Annotated in this window: 14 protein-coding genes; 1 reads left to right on the plus strand and 13 read right to left on the minus strand. The window is 72.2% G+C overall.

What is annotated here, in order from left to right:
* Positions 1-143 precede the first annotated feature (143 nt).
* The 10 genes from lepB (FHX73_RS07585) to proS form a co-directional block, all read right to left on the minus strand.
* On the minus strand, positions 144-1,160 hold the full coding sequence (gene lepB / locus FHX73_RS07585; protein WP_145904251.1) for a signal peptidase I: 1,017 nt from the start codon (positions 1,158-1,160) through the stop codon (positions 144-146).
* Positions 1,145-2,197 carry a signal peptidase I gene (gene lepB / locus FHX73_RS07590; RefSeq protein ID WP_145904252.1) on the minus strand — a complete coding sequence of 351 codons (1,053 nt, stop codon included), beginning with the start codon at positions 2,195-2,197 and terminating at the stop codon, positions 1,145-1,147. The genes lepB (FHX73_RS07585) and lepB (FHX73_RS07590) overlap by 16 nt, the downstream gene beginning before the upstream one ends.
* Entirely contained in the window at positions 2,181-3,041 is an 861-nt protein-coding gene (lepB, locus tag FHX73_RS07595) for a signal peptidase I (RefSeq protein WP_145904253.1), read from the minus strand. Before lepB (FHX73_RS07595) ends, lepB (FHX73_RS07590) begins: the two co-directional genes overlap by 17 nt.
* Positions 3,042-3,106: 65 nt before the next feature.
* Positions 3,107-3,457 (minus strand): 50S ribosomal protein L19, encoded by a 351-nt coding sequence (rplS, locus tag FHX73_RS07600; protein ID WP_145904254.1) that lies wholly within the window; start codon positions 3,455-3,457, stop codon positions 3,107-3,109.
* Positions 3,458-3,610: 153 nt separating this feature from the next.
* On the minus strand, positions 3,611-4,429 hold the full coding sequence (gene trmD, locus FHX73_RS07605) for a tRNA (guanosine(37)-N1)-methyltransferase TrmD (RefSeq protein ID WP_145908140.1): 819 nt from the start codon (positions 4,427-4,429) through the stop codon (positions 3,611-3,613).
* An 8-nt stretch (positions 4,430-4,437) separates the two neighbouring features.
* Positions 4,438-4,986: a ribosome maturation factor RimM gene (rimM, locus tag FHX73_RS07610; RefSeq protein WP_145904255.1), complete on the minus strand. Its 549-nt coding sequence runs from the start codon at positions 4,984-4,986 to the stop codon at positions 4,438-4,440.
* A gap of 155 nt (positions 4,987-5,141) precedes the next feature.
* Entirely contained in the window at positions 5,142-5,381 is a 240-nt protein-coding gene (locus FHX73_RS07615) for an RNA-binding protein (protein WP_101382370.1), read from the minus strand.
* A gap of 2 nt (positions 5,382-5,383) precedes the next feature.
* Positions 5,384-5,809: a 30S ribosomal protein S16 gene (gene rpsP, locus FHX73_RS07620; protein ID WP_145904256.1), complete on the minus strand. Its 426-nt coding sequence runs from the start codon at positions 5,807-5,809 to the stop codon at positions 5,384-5,386.
* 193 nt (positions 5,810-6,002) lie between these two features.
* Positions 6,003-6,590: a hypothetical protein gene (locus FHX73_RS07625; RefSeq protein ID WP_101382368.1), complete on the minus strand. Its 588-nt coding sequence runs from the start codon at positions 6,588-6,590 to the stop codon at positions 6,003-6,005.
* 311 nt (positions 6,591-6,901) lie between these two features.
* Positions 6,902-8,314: a proline--tRNA ligase gene (gene proS, locus FHX73_RS07630; protein WP_145904257.1), complete on the minus strand. Its 1,413-nt coding sequence runs from the start codon at positions 8,312-8,314 to the stop codon at positions 6,902-6,904.
* 195 nt (positions 8,315-8,509) lie between these two features.
* Here proS and FHX73_RS07635 point away from each other — a divergent pair, with 195 nt between their 5' ends.
* Complete coding sequence (locus FHX73_RS07635) at positions 8,510-9,301, plus strand: class I SAM-dependent methyltransferase (RefSeq protein WP_145904258.1); 792 nt, start codon at positions 8,510-8,512, stop codon at positions 9,299-9,301.
* A 7-nt stretch (positions 9,302-9,308) separates the two neighbouring features.
* On the opposite strand, the gene ftsH is transcribed toward FHX73_RS07635, so the two are convergent.
* The 3 genes from ftsH to ffh form a co-directional block, all read right to left on the minus strand.
* Positions 9,309-11,243, minus strand: coding sequence for an ATP-dependent zinc metalloprotease FtsH (gene ftsH / locus FHX73_RS07640; protein WP_145904259.1), 1,935 nt, complete (start codon positions 11,241-11,243; stop codon positions 9,309-9,311).
* A gap of 53 nt (positions 11,244-11,296) precedes the next feature.
* Positions 11,297-11,833: a GNAT family N-acetyltransferase gene (locus FHX73_RS07645; RefSeq protein ID WP_145904260.1), complete on the minus strand. Its 537-nt coding sequence runs from the start codon at positions 11,831-11,833 to the stop codon at positions 11,297-11,299.
* A gap of 67 nt (positions 11,834-11,900) precedes the next feature.
* Complete coding sequence (gene ffh, locus FHX73_RS07650; RefSeq protein WP_145904261.1) at positions 11,901-13,457, minus strand: signal recognition particle protein; 1,557 nt, start codon at positions 13,455-13,457, stop codon at positions 11,901-11,903.
* Positions 13,458-13,461: the final 4 nt, after the last annotated feature.

Here is a 13,461-nt window from a genome sequence, read left to right on the forward strand (position 1 = left end):
GGCGGCGGGCCGTGGCACGTCCGAGCAGATTACTCGTCGGTACCACGGCCCGCGCAAGAGTCGCCCGCCACTGCGTTCGGCGGTCCTCGACCCGTCCGGCCCCGGTCAGCCCGTCCGGCCCCGGTCGACCCTTCCCGCCCCGGCTAGCCCTTGCGCCGCCGGCGCAGCCACCAGGCCACCGGCAGCGCACCGGCCGCACCGAGCGCCGGCGGGGCGAACCCGGCCGCCGAGATGCCCTTCTGACTGAACGTGGACGGCACGGAGAGCGTCGACCAGTGGTTCAGCGGCCAGGCCACCACGAACGCCCGGCCCACCACGTTGCCGTCCGGCACGGCGCCGCCGCCCGGCTGGTCCATGTGGTAGCGGGAGTCCAGCGAGTCGTCCCGGTGGTCGCCCATCACCCACACGTGGTCGGCGGGCACCTTGACCGGGCCGAACGGCCGGTTGCCGCAGGCACCGAACTCCGGGTTGCTGTCGAAGACGTACGGCTCGTTCAGCGCCACGCCGTTGACCTTGAGCGGGCCGTTGCCGTCGCACTCGACGGTGTCGCCGCCGACCGCGACCACCCGCTTGATCAGGTCCTTCTCGTTGGCGGAGGGCATCAGGCCGATGAAGCTCAGCACGTCCTGCAGCCCGCGCACCACCGCGTTGGAGCTCTGCTGGGTGGGCACCTCGTTGAGCCAGCCGCCCGGGTCGTGGAAGACCACGACCTCGCCGCGGTCCGGCTTGGCGCCGAACCAGGGCGTCAGCTTGTCCACCAGCACCCGGTCGCCGACCTGGAGGGTGTTCTGCATCGACTCCGAGGGGATCGAGAAGGCCTGGACGAAGAAGGTCTTGATGACCAGCGCCAGGACCAGCGCGATGCCCAGCAGGATCGGCAGCTCCTTCCAGAAGGACCGCGGCTTGCGCTCCTTCCGCGGTTCGCCGAGCTCGCGGACCGGCGGCTCGTCCCCGCCGCCCGCGCCGACGGCTCCGGGCTGCGGCTCCGGAGCGCCGCCGTCCTCCTCGGGCAGGTCCGCGCCGTGCGGTCCGGCCGCGTCCTGTGGTCCGCCGTGCCCGTCGGCCGGTCCGGCCGGGCCGGACGAACCGGCGGACTGGTCCGCGCGCCCGGAGCCCTCAGGCTCGCCGGCGCCGCGGGTACCGATCACCAGATCCCCCACGACTTCTCCTCCCTGCTGTGCGGACGACCCTCGTCCGCGGTCGAAAGTGCCGCACAGCGGGCACCACGCCTGCTTCTCCTGCACTTCTCTATCACTCCGGGCGGCCCGTCCCCGGCATCCCACACGGCGGGCGGGCGGAGCCCGCGGGCCGTCGGCCCTGCTCGGCGCCGCCGTCGGCGTACGGTCGCAGCTGCGCCCAACATCCCCATAACGAGTGAGGATTGCAGGGGATCCGGCCCGGGCCGCGGGATTTTCGCCGGTGCCCCGGCAGCGGCCCGTGGGTAGCTCGGCCGTGCGAGCGTGTGGATCCGGTCGAACGGCCAGCCGATCATGAACGCCCGGCCGATCACGTTGCCGACCGGCACCGTGCCCTGGTCCGGGCCCGACATGTGGTAGCGCGAGTCGGCCGAGACGTCCCGGTGGTCGCCCATCACCCACAGCCGCCCGGGCGGCACGGTCACCTGGAAGGCGAGCCGTGAGGGCGGGTTGCCGGCGGCCAGGTAGGGCTCGTCGATCGGGGTGCCGTTGACGGTGATCCGGCCCTGCTGGTCGCAGCAGGCGACCCGGTCACCGGCCACTCCGATGACCCGCTTGATCAGGTCCTGCTCGTCGGCCGAGGGCAGCAGGCCGACCCAGCTGAAGGCGGTCTTCACGCCGTCCACCACCGGCCCGTCGGTGTCCGGGGCGTGGCCCTGCTCCAGCCAGCCGCCCGGGTCCTTGAAGACCACCACGTCGCCGCGCTGCGGGGTGCTGCCGAACCACGGGGTGAGCTTGTCCACCAGCACCCGGTCGCCGATCGCGATGGTCTGCTCCATCGAGCCGGACGGGATGACGAACACCTGGACGAAGAAGGTCTTGAGCACGAGCGCGATGACCAGTGCCACCACGGCGATCAGCGGCAGCTCGCGCAGCATCGACCTGCGCCCGCGGCGCCCCGCCCGGCGGGCGGTGCGGCGGCGTTCGGCCCGGCCGCGGCCGGCCGGCGGCCCGGCGCTGGGGGCGGGTGGTTCGGTCGCGGCCCTAGCCCTGCTCCCCATGCGCACCGCTCCCCCCTGCGGCGGGGATGGCGGCGAAGCCGGCGGGGCGGTCCAGGGTGCGCCAGTGGCCGATCGGGAAGAGCACCAGGTCGGCCCGCCCGATCACCTTGCGCACGGGCACGAACCCGCCGCCGGGGTCGCCGAGGTGGTCGCGGGAGTCCCGGGAGTCGCTGCGGTGGTCGCCGAGCACGAAGAGCGCGCCGGGCGGCACCTGGACGTCGAAGCCGACGCTGGAGGGCGCGTCGCCGGGGAAGAGGTAGTCGGTCTCCGGGAGCGCGACGCCGTTGACGGTCAGCTCCCGGGCGCCGGCCCGGTAGGTCACCCGGTCGCCGCCGACGCCGATCACCCGCTTCACGAAGATCGATCCGTCGAACGGGCCGATGCCCACGGCCTCGCCCAGCTTGCGCAGGTCGGCCCCGATCCCGGGGTCGTTGTCGCCGCCCGGCACGAACGAGTCGGTGCCGTCGAAGACCACCACGTCGCCGCGGTGCACGGTGCCGCCGAACTGGTAGGCGAGCTTGTTGACCAGCACCCGGTCGCCGGGCCGCAGGGTGTTCTCCATCGAGGCGGAGGGCACCGAGAAGGGCTGCGCCACGAAGGCGTTGACCAGCAGCAGCACCACGACGACCACGGCGAGCAGCTTGGCCAGGTCGCGTAGTCCCCAGCCGAACCAGCCCTGGCCGTCCTCGGCGCCCCCCTCGGCTGACGACTCGTCGGCTGACGGCTCGTCGGCCGGCGGCGCCTCGGCGACGGCGCCGGAAACAGCCGCGGACCGCGACGGCTCCCGCTCCCCGGAGGGTGCGGGCGTGCCGTCGCGGTCCGCGATCGGTTCGTGGCTGCTCATCGGGCCGAAGCTTAGCGGCCGACTCTGAGCGTGCTGAACCCCCGGGCAGCGCCGGGGGCCACGGTTCAGCGGTCGCGCTTCTCCTTGATCTTCGCGGCCTTGCCGCGCAGGTCACGGAGGTAGTACAGCTTGGCGCGACGGACGTCACCGCGGGTGACGACCTCGATCTTCTCGACGATCGGGGTGTGCACCGGGAAGGTGCGCTCCACGCCGACGTTGAAGCTCACCTTGCGGACGGTGAAGGTCTCACCGATGCCCGCACCGTGGCGGCGGATGACGACGCCCTGGAAGACCTGGACACGGGAGCGGTTGCCCTCGATGACCCGGACGTGGACCTTCAGGGTGTCACCGGCGCGGAACGCCGGGATGTCGGTGCGCAGCGAGGCCGCGTCGACAGCAGCGAGCTTGTTGCTCATGATGCTCTCCATCGCAGGCGCCACGGGCCGCCCACGGAAATTCGTCAACAATGGGGTCTGTTGCGGGTCGCTTCGGCTGGCGGCGGCTCCCCCGTGGCGGGGACACCGGTCCACTGACCCCCTCGCGGGAGCCGGGCGACAGACAACAGCCGCCTATTCTTCCACAGCCCCGGTCACGGAGTGAAATCGGCCGAGTTCCGCGTCCCAGCGCAGCCCGAGCACGTCGAGGGCCGCGCGCTCCTTCTTGTCGAAGCCCTCCAGCCGCCAGCGGGCGACCAGGTCGGGGCGGTTGGCCAGGGTGCGGGCGAAGGCCTGCTCGCGGCGCCAGCGGGCGATCTTCCCGTGGTTGCCGCTGAGCAGCACCTCGGGCACCTCGCGGCCGCGCCACTCGGCGGGCTTGGTGTAGACCGGGCCCTCCAGCAGGTCGGCCATCGCGCCGGGGGCGAAGGAGTCGTCCTGGTGCGAGGCGGCGTTGCCGAGCACCCCGGGCAGCAGCCGGGCCACGGCCTCCACCATGACCAGCACCGCGACCTCGCCGCCGGCCAGCACGTAGTCGCCGATCGAGGCCTCGACCACCGGCATCCGGGTCGCCGCCTCCTCGATCACCCGGCGGTCGATGCCCTCGTAGCGCGCGGGGGCGAAGGCCAGCCAGGGGCGCTGGGCGAGTTCCTGGGCCAGTTCCTGGGTGAACGGCACGCCGCTGGGGGTGGGCACCACCAGGGTCGGCACCTCGCCCTCGGGCCCGGCGGCGAGCACCGCGTCCAGGGCCTCGCCCCAGGGCTCGGGCTTCATGACCATGCCGGGGCCGCCGCCGTAGGGGCTGTCGTCCACGGTGCGGTGCACGTCGTGGGTCCAGCCGCGCAGGTCGTGCAGGTGCACGTCGAGCTGGCCGCGGGCGCGGGCCTTGCCGACCAGCGAGACGTTCAGCGGCTCAAGGTACTCGGGGAAGATCGTGACGACGTCGATCCGCATGCTGTCGCTCACCGGTTCTGCTCCGGCCCGCCGTCCAGTTCGGCCTCGGCCTCGTCGATCAGGCCGGGCGGCGGGGTGATCACGCAGCGCTGCTCGGCCAGGTCGATGGTCGGCACGATCTGCTCGACGAAGGGGATCAGCACCTCGGTGCCGTCCGGCCTGACCACGGTCAGCAGGTCCTGGTAGGGCAGGTGGACGACCTCGGTCAGCTCGCCGACCAGGGTGCCGTCGGCCAGCACCACGTCCAGGCCGATCAGCTGGTGGTCGTAGTACTCGTCCTCCTCCTCGGGCCGCTCGTCCGGGTCCACCTCGGCGATCAGCATGGTGTTGCGCAGCGCCTCGGCGTCGGTGCGGTCCTTGACCCCGGCGAACCGGATCAGCAGCTTGCCGCTGTGCACCTTGCCGGACTCGACGGTGAGCGGGCCGACCTTGGCCGGGTCGGTGAGCAGCACCGCACCCGGTCCGAGCCGCAGTTCGGGTTCGTCGGTGCGGACCTCGACGAAGACGTCCCCCCGGATGCCGTGGGCGCGACCGATCCGGCCGACGACGAGCTGCACGGTTCCAACTCCTGAACTGGTACTGAGCGAACGGACAGGTACTTCAACGTACTCAGGTGATTCAACGGACTCAGGTGCTTCAACGTACTGCGGAAAAGCCGAACGGCCGGGACGCGCGAGGCGTCCCGGCCGTTCCGAGCAGACGGCGGTGACCGTCAGCGGACGTTGTCCACGTCGACCAGGTCGACCCGGACGTTGCGGCCGCCCAGCGCGCCCACCACGGTGCGCAGCGCCCGGGCGGTACGACCGCCGCGACCGATCACCTTGCCGAGGTCATCGGGGTGCACCCGCACCTCGATGGTGTTCCCGCGACGCAGGTTGCGCGAGCGCACCTGCACGTCGTCGGGGTGCTCGACGATGCCCTTCACCAAGTGGTCGAGGGCGTCCTCGATCACGATCAGGCCTCGGTGGTCTCGGCGTCAGCCTCGACCTTGTCCGACTTCTTGGCCTTCGGGGTGATGGCGACACCGGTGGTGGCGTCCTCGAAGCCGGCGACGGCCTTCGCGAAGAGGTGCGAGAAGTCCTCGGTCTTCGGCTCGGCGACCAGCAGCGGCGCCGGGGCCGGCAGGCCCTTGAACTTCTGCCAGTCACCGGTGAGCTTGAGGATGGCGAGGACCGGCTCGGTCGGCTGGGCGCCGACGGACAGCCAGTACTGGGCGCGCTCGCCGTCGACCTCGATCTTCGAGGGGTTGTAGGTCGGCTGGTAGATGCCGATCTCCTCGATCGCGCGGCCGTCGCGCTTGGTGCGCGAGTCGGCGACGACGATGCGGTAGTGCGGGGAACGGATCTTGCCGAGACGCTTGAGCTTGATCTTGACTGCCACGGGAGTGGATTCTCCTGAAGTTGACGTGGGTGCGCGACCGCGCTCCGCGTGGGGTTGCGGGAGCCGGTCGTACGGGTGACACGCCAGCCGTAGGAGAGAGGGTCCTGTTGGCTGTCGGGTATCAGCTATCGATTGTGCCATACGGCCGGGCCTCCCCCGACCGGGACGGGACCCGGCCGGGGGGAGCCGGTCGTCAGGCGATCTTGAAGGGCTGCTGGCAGGCGCCGCAGACGATCGACGCCTGGGCCAGCACCGAGGGCACCACCCGGACGTTGCGGCCGCAGCCGCAGACCGCCTTGACCCGGACGCCGCCGCCCGAGGAGCCGTGCCGGGCGGCCGGGCCGCGGAAGGTGCGCAGCACCCCGCCGTCGGCCGAGCCGGCCACCGCCTGCTGGTGGGCGCCGAGGGCGCGCTCCAGCCGCTCGATGGTCGCGGCGTACCGCTCCTGGGTCTCGGCCAGCATGGTGACCTGGGAGAAGCCGCTGCTGGCGTGCGGCTCGACCGGGTGGGCCAGGCCCAACTCGGAGGCCAGCAGCAGGAATCGGCGGTTGTGGTACCGCCCGGCCCGGGAGGTGTCCCGGATCTCGCGGGCGGCGGCCAGACCGTGGGCGGCCTCGTGCAGCAGCCGCTCGAAGCCGAGCGTGGTGCCGCAGGCCGACGAGGACTCGCCGATCAACGCCTCGGGCGAGGCGAGGTCGGGGAGGTCCCGGTGGTAGGCCTGGATGTCGCTCCAGGCGGCGGCCAGTTCGGCCGCGAGGACGAGAGGCTGTGTCGTGCTCACGCTATACCAACGAGGGAATCGGTTCCGGCGTTCCATTCCTGAGCGCTTCCGGGCATTTCCCGGGAAACTCTCAGCTGGGCGTGCTGCTGCCCGCGTTGAGCAATCGAAATCTGACGCAAGACCAACCCCCTCCGGTGTCTGCACCCGTCGATTGCTCGCCGGGGCCGCCGAATCCTCGACCCAGTCGTTCGCTGAGTCCTGCACGGCCCGCGGCCGCCGTCATTTATGACAGGGCCACGGGCCGTACACCGTACCGCTAGTTCGCGCCTACTGGGAGTTGACTGACCAGTAGACGGGACACCGTCACCTATTCAGTACGCGCGCGCGACAATCGCGATATTGCCGTCCTGGTCGTACGAGGTCGGCACCGAACCGTCGGCGGCCACCAGGCAGCGCACCGAGACGCCCTGCTGGGCCAGCTTGGTCTCGCCCTCCGGGCCGAGGTCGGCCCAGGAGATCCGGCCCCAGCCGGTGGCGGCGGCCTCGACGCACTCCTCGATGGTCTTGACGTCCACCGTGCGGGACTCGCGGCGCTCCCGGGACTCGCGCAGCAGCTGCGCCTGGTCCTCCTCCAGGATGCCGGGCAGCAGCGCGGCCAGGGCGTCGATCTGCACCGGCTCCTTGCCGCCGGGGATCCGGCGGGCCAGCATCGCGGTGCCGGCCTCCAGGTCGCGCGGGCCGACCTCGATGCGCAGCGGCACGCCCTTGAGCTCCCAGTCCACGGCGCGGCGGCCGAACGGGGTGTCGGTGCGGTCGTCCACCACGGTGCGGATGCCGGCGGCCTCCAGCTTGGCGCCGATCTCGCGGACCTTGGCGATCACCGCGTCGTCGCCCTTGATGGCCAGCACCACGGCCTGCACGGCGGCGAGGCGCGGCGGCACCCGCAGGCCGTTGTCGTCGCCGTGGGACATGATCAGGCCGCCGACCATGCGGGTGGAGACGCCCCAGGAGGTCTGCCAGACGTACTCGCGCTCGGCGCCCTGCAGCTGGTAGGTGGTGTTGAAGGCCTTGGCGAAGTTCTGGCCCAGCTCGTGGCTGGTGCCCATCTGCAGCGCCTTGCCGTCGCCCATCATGCCCTCCAGGGTGAGGGTGTTGATGGCGCCGGCGAACCGCTCCTTGACCGTCTTGCGGCCGAGCACCACGTCGATGCCGAGCACGTTGGTCATGAAGTCGCCGTAGACGTCGGTGTGGATCATCGACGCGTAGTCGCGGGCGTCCTCGTAGCTGGCGTGGGCGGTGTGGCCCTCCTGCCAGAGGAACTCGGTGGTGCGCAGGAAGACCCGCGGGCGCAGCTCCCAACGGACCACGTTGGCCCACTGGTTGATCAGCAGCGGCAGGTCGCGGTGGCTCTGCACCCACTTGGAGAAGTACTCGTTGATGATGGTCTCGGAGGTGGGCCGGACCACCACCGGCTCTTCGAGGTCCTTGCCGCCGCCGTGGGTGACCACGGCGAGCTCGGGGGCGAAGCCCTCGACGTGCTCGGCCTCACGGGTCAGGTAGGACTGCGGGATGAACATCGGGAAGTAGGCGTTCTGCGCGCCCGCCTTCTTGATCCGCGCGTCCATCTCCTGCTGCATCCGCTCCCACAGGCCGTAGCCGTACGGTCGGATGACCATGGTGCCGCGCACCGGACCGTTGTCGGCCAGTTCGGCCTTGTTGATCAGATCCTGGTACCAGCGCGGGAAGTCGTCCGCCTGGGGGGTGAGAACGGGAGCCTTTGCCATGGGCCGCATCGTACGGCGTGGGCGGGCCGGAACGTGAATCGATATCACCCCAGGGCGCACGCCGGTGGAGGCCGACGCTCCGGCGCGCTCCTCTGGACGCCGGGACCGCGCGGCGGTTCCCTGGAGCGGGGGGCGCACCACTGGGGGGACACCGTCATCCGAACCCGAACGGACCCGATGGGAGGCCGACCAGACATGGCTCCGGCTCACGGCACCGCCACGCAGTTCGCCTCGGACACCCCGCCCCGGCCGCCGTGCCGGGCCAGGGACTGGGCGGAGATCCAGGAGCGCACCATGGTGCCGCTCTACGAGGCGGTGCACGAGCGGCTCGCGGTCGGCCCGGCGACCAGCCTGTTCGGGCTGGGCTGCCGCTCCGGCCTGGCGCTGCTGCTGGCCGCCGGCCGCGGCGCCCGGGTGGCGGGGCAGGAGACCGACCCGCAGCTGCGCGAACTGGCCCGGGCCCGCGGGCTGTCGGTGGCGGCCGGTCCCGCCGACGCCGTGGCCGCCGGCACCCGGACGGCGCACGCCGTGGTCACCCTCTTCGAGCCGCTGCGGCTCGGCCCGGACCCGCGCCGCGCGGTGCGCTCGGCGGTGCGGCTGGCCCGGCCCGGCGGGGTGCTGGTGCTCGCCGGGCTGACCGCGCCCGAGGACGGCCCGGGCCGGGCGGCGCTGCGGGTCGCGGCGCGGTTCGGCGGCCGGCGCACCGCCGACCCGCTGGACCCGGCCGGCGGGCCGGGCGGGCTGGCCGCCGGTGCCGGGCTGCGGGTGCTCGGCCGGGGGCGGGCCGACTGCCCGTTCGGCTACCCGGACCTGCCGGGCGCGGTGCGCGGGCTGCTGGCCACCGGCTGGTTCGACGCGGCGGCCGCCTTCGCGGGCGAGCAGCCGGTGGCCAAGGAGCTGGCCGAGGCGCTGCACCCGCTGGCCCGGCCGGACGGCTCGGTCTGGCTGCCGTTCAGCGCCGAGTACCTGCTCGCGGTGCGGGCCTGACGCCCGTTCAGGAGCCCTCGGCGCCCGGGCCGGTCCGCGCGATGCCGGCCGCCCGGTAGGCCTCGGCCTCGTCCAGGGTCTCGGCGGCCAGCAGCGCCTCGGCCAGCGCGTCCAGCTGGGCGCGGTGGGTGTGCAGCCGGCGCAGCGCGTCCTCGTAGCACTCGGCGACGATCCGGCGGGCCTCGTGGTCCACCAGGTCCAGCGTGCTCGGGGCGGCCGAGAGCCCGTAGGCGCCCTGGGCGTCGTCCGGGATCGCGGTGAGCCGGCCGACCCGCTCGCTCATCCCCCACCGCCCGGCCATCCCCCGGGCCAGGTTGGTCACCTGCTCCAGGTCGCTCTCCGCGCCGGTGGTGATCACCCCGTAGACCACCTGCTCGGCGGCCATGCCGCCGAGCGCGCCGATGATCCGGCCGCGCAGGTACTCCTCGGTGTAGGAGTACCGGTCCGCGTCGGGGGTGGACATGGTGACGCCCAGCGCCCGGCCGCGCGGCACGATGGTGACCTTGCGGACCGGGTCGGCGCCGGGCTGCAGCATGCCGAGCAGCGCGTGGCCGCTCTCGTGGTAGGCGGTCCGGCGGCGCTCCTCCTGCGGCATCACCAGCGGGCGAACGGCGCCGAGCTGCACCTTCTCCAGGGCGTCCGAGAGGTCCCGCTGGTCCACCGAGTCCTGCTTGCGGCGCACCGCGAGCAGGGCCGCCTCGTTGACCAGGTTGGCCAGCTCGGCACCGGTCATCCCGGGGGTGCTCCTGGCCACGTCGGACAGGCTGGTGCCCTCGGCCAGCGGCACGTCGCGGGCGTGGATGGCCAGGATCGCGGTGCGCCCGTCGCGGTCCGGCGGGCTGACGTTGACCACCCGGTCGAACCGGCCGGGGCGCAGCAGCGCCGGGTCCAGCACGTCGGCCCGGTTGGTCGCGGCGATCACCACCACGCCCTCGGAGCCGGTGAAGCCGTCCATCTCGGTGAGGATCTGGTTGAGCGTCTGCTCGCGCTCGTCGTGGCCGCCCATGGTGTTGCCGCCGCCGCGCTTGCGGCCGATGGTGTCGATCTCGTCGATGAAGATGATCGACGGCGCCACCTTGCGGGCCTCGGCGAACAGTTCGCGGACCCGGCTGGCGCCGACGCCGACGATCATCTCGATGAACTCGGAGGCGGAGGCGGAGAAGAACGGCACCCCGGCCTCGCCGGCCACCGCCCGGGCCAGCAGGGTCTTGCCGGTGCCGGGCGGGCCGGCCAGCAGCACCCCGCCGGGCATCCGGGCGCCGAGCCTGCGGTAGGCCTGGGGGTTCTTCAGGAAGTCGACGACCTCGGTCAGTTCGGCCTTGACCTCGTCGATCCCGGCCACGTCGGCGAAGGTGGTGCGTTTGCCCTCCTCGGGCGCGACCGGTTTCGGCGGGGCCTTGCGGCCGAGCGGTCCGCCGCCCAGGCCGCCGGCCATCCGCCGGGCCAGCAGCAGCCAGACGAAGACCAGCAGCAGCATCGGGGCCAGCGAGATCAGCAGGTTGGCGAGGAAGCTGCGCTGCTGCACCACCGGCTGGGCGGTCACCTCGACGCCCTGCGCCTGCAGGGTGTTCCACAGGTTGTCGCCGGCGAACGAGGGGCGCTGGGTGGTGAAGTCGGTGTAGCTGCCCTTGGCGCCGTCCGGCTTGGGGGCGCTCGACTTCAGGCTGCCCTCGATCGCGTCGCCCTTGGAGTAGATCTTCGAGACGTTGCCGTTGTTCAGCTGCTTGGTGAACTCGGTGTAGGAGACGGTGGTGCCGCCGCCGTTGCCGAAGAAGCTGAGCAGCGCGTCACTGATCAGGAAGACCGCGAGCGCGGTGAGCACCAGGCCGACCCAGCCGCCGGGCATCCGGCGGCGCGGCGGGACCGGGGGCGGCGGGGGTGGCGCGCCCTCCGAGCGCCAGGGCTGGTCCGGGTTCTGGCGCGGCGGCACGGGATCGGTCACAGACCGGACCATACGGGCCGAAAAGCGGACAATCCATCAGCAACGCCGCCGGGCTACTGGTTCCGGGCCCCGAGCGGCTGCCACTCCTCGGCGGTCAGCGCGAACCGCTCGTGGTCCCGCCAGGCGCCGTCCAGGAAGAGCATCCGCGGGGTGAAGCCCTCGTGCCGGAAGCCCAGCCGCCGGGCCAGCGCGATGGAGCGGGCGTTGTCCGGCTGCACGTTGATCTCCAGCCGGTGCAGGCCGAGCCCGCCGGCCGACTGGTCGGCGAAGCAGCGGTCCACCACCTGCCGCATCCCCTCGGTCATCCGGCCGGTGCCGGCGTACGGCAGGTAGCTGTCGTAGCCGAGCGCGGCGTTGCAGAACCGGCCCATCACGATGTTCGAGACGTTGCACTTGCCGACGAAGCCGCCGTCGGCCTTGTCCACGATCAGGTAGCTGCGCAGGCCCGGCCCCTGACGCTGCAACAGGTCCGGCAGCCCGTCCGGCTCGACCGGGTTCCACAGCCCGATGTGCGCGGCCGACCGGTTCACCGCCTCCTTGTACGCGGGGACGTCGGCGGGCCTGGGGGGACGGATGGTCACTCGGCTCATCCGAACATCATGGAGCATGCCGACGGCCCGTCAGCACGCTGACGGGCCGTCGTCCACCGCACCACCGCTACAGCAGGTCGCGGATCTCCTTGGGCAGCTCGAAGTCGGCCGGGCCCTGGCCCGCACCCAGGCCGAAGGCGCCGCCCGTCTCGGCGCCGGCACCCGGGCCGAGCGCCTTGCGCTCGGCGGCGGCCGCCTCCTCCTGGGCCCGCTTCAGCGGGTTGCCGCTCTTGCGCTTGCCCTTGGCCTGCGGGGCCTTCTTGCCGGACTTCTTGCCGCCGCCCATGCCGGGGATGCCCGGCATGCCGGGCACGCCCTTGCCGGAGGCCATCGCGGACATCATCTTGCGGGCGTCGAAGAACCGCTCGACCAGGTTCTTCACCTCGCCGACCTGGACGCCGGAGCCCTTGGCGATGCGGGCCCGGCGGGAGCCGTTGATCAGCTCCGGCTCGGCCCGCTCCAGCGGGGTCATCGACTTGATGATCGCGCCGACCCGGTTGACGTCCTTGTCGTCGATGTTGTTGATCTGCTCGCGGATCTGGCCCATGCCCGGCAGCATGCCGAGCAGCTTGGAGATCGAGCCCATCTTCTGGACCTGCTCCAGCTGGGACAGGAAGTCGTCCAGCGTGAAGGCCTTCGGGCCGCCGCGCAGCTTGGCGGCCATCTTCTCGGCCTCGGCCTGCGAGAAGGTCTGCTCGGCCTTCTCGATCAGCGAGAGCACGTCGCCCATGCCGAGGATCCGGGAGGCCATCCGGTCCGGGTGGAAGGCGTCGAAGTCGTCGACCTTCTCGCCGTTGGAGGCGAACATGATCTGCCGGCCGGTGACGTGCGCCACCGAGAGCGCGGCACCGCCGCGGGCGTCGCCGTCGAGCTTGGACAGCACCACGCCGGTGAAGTCGACGCCTTCGAGGAAGGCCTGCGCGGTGGTCACCGCGTCCTGGCCGATCATCGCGTCGACGGTGAACAGCACCTCGTCCGGGCTGATCGCGGCCCGGATGTCGGCGGCCTGCTGCATCAGTTCGGCGTCGATGCCGAGGCGGCCGGCGGTGTCGACGATGACGATGTCGTACTGCTTCTGCTTGGCGTACTCGATCGAGTCGCGGGCGACCGCGACCGGGTCGCCGACGCCGTTGCCCGGCTGCGGGCCGTAGAAGGCCACGCCGGCCCGCTCGGCCACGATCTTCAGCTGGTTGACCGCGTTCGGGCGCTGCAGGTCGCAGGCGACCAGCAGCGGGGTGTGCTTCTGCTTCTTCAGCCAGTGGCCGAGCTTGCCGGCCAGGGTGGTCTTGCCCGCACCCTGCAGACCGGCGAGCATGATCACCGTCGGGCCGGTCTTGGCGAACCGCAGTCGGCGGGTCTCGCCACCGAGGATGTTGACGAGCTCCTCGTTGACGATCTTGATGATCTGCTGGGCCGGGTTCAGCGCGCCCGAGACCTCGGAGCCCATCGCGCGGTCCTTGACCTGTTTGATGAAGGCCCGCACCACGGGCAGCGCGACGTCCGCCTCAAGCAGCGCGATCCGGATCTCGCGGGCGGTGGCATCGATGTCCGCCTCGCTGAGGCGGCCCTTGCCCCTCAGGTTCTTGAACGTCGCTGCGAGGCGGTCGGAAAGAGTGTCGAACACGTCG

Origin of the sequence: Kitasatospora viridis, from assembly GCF_007829815.1 — a bacterium.
In the GTDB taxonomy this organism is placed as follows: Bacteria; Actinomycetota; Actinomycetes; order Streptomycetales; family Streptomycetaceae; genus Kitasatospora; species Kitasatospora viridis.

Bases quoted from the DNA above. Each gene is read 5' to 3' on its own strand.
- lepB (WP_145904252.1), bottom strand. From the start codon at position 2,197: ATGGGGAGCAGGGCTAGGGCCGCGACCGAACCACCCGCCCCCAGCGCC.
- trmD (WP_145908140.1), bottom strand. From the start codon at position 4,429: ATGCGGATCGACGTCGTCACGATCTTCCCCGAGTACCTTGAGCCGCTG.
- rplS (WP_145904254.1), bottom strand. From the start codon at position 3,457: ATGAGCAACAAGCTCGCTGCTGTCGACGCGGCCTCGCTGCGCACCGAC.
- FHX73_RS07645 (WP_145904260.1), bottom strand. From the start codon at position 11,833: ATGAGCCGAGTGACCATCCGTCCCCCCAGGCCCGCCGACGTCCCCGCG.
- FHX73_RS07635 (WP_145904258.1), top strand. From the start codon at position 8,510: ATGGCTCCGGCTCACGGCACCGCCACGCAGTTCGCCTCGGACACCCCG.
- proS (WP_145904257.1), bottom strand. From the start codon at position 8,314: ATGGCAAAGGCTCCCGTTCTCACCCCCCAGGCGGACGACTTCCCGCGC.
- lepB (WP_145904253.1), bottom strand. From the start codon at position 3,041: ATGAGCAGCCACGAACCGATCGCGGACCGCGACGGCACGCCCGCACCC.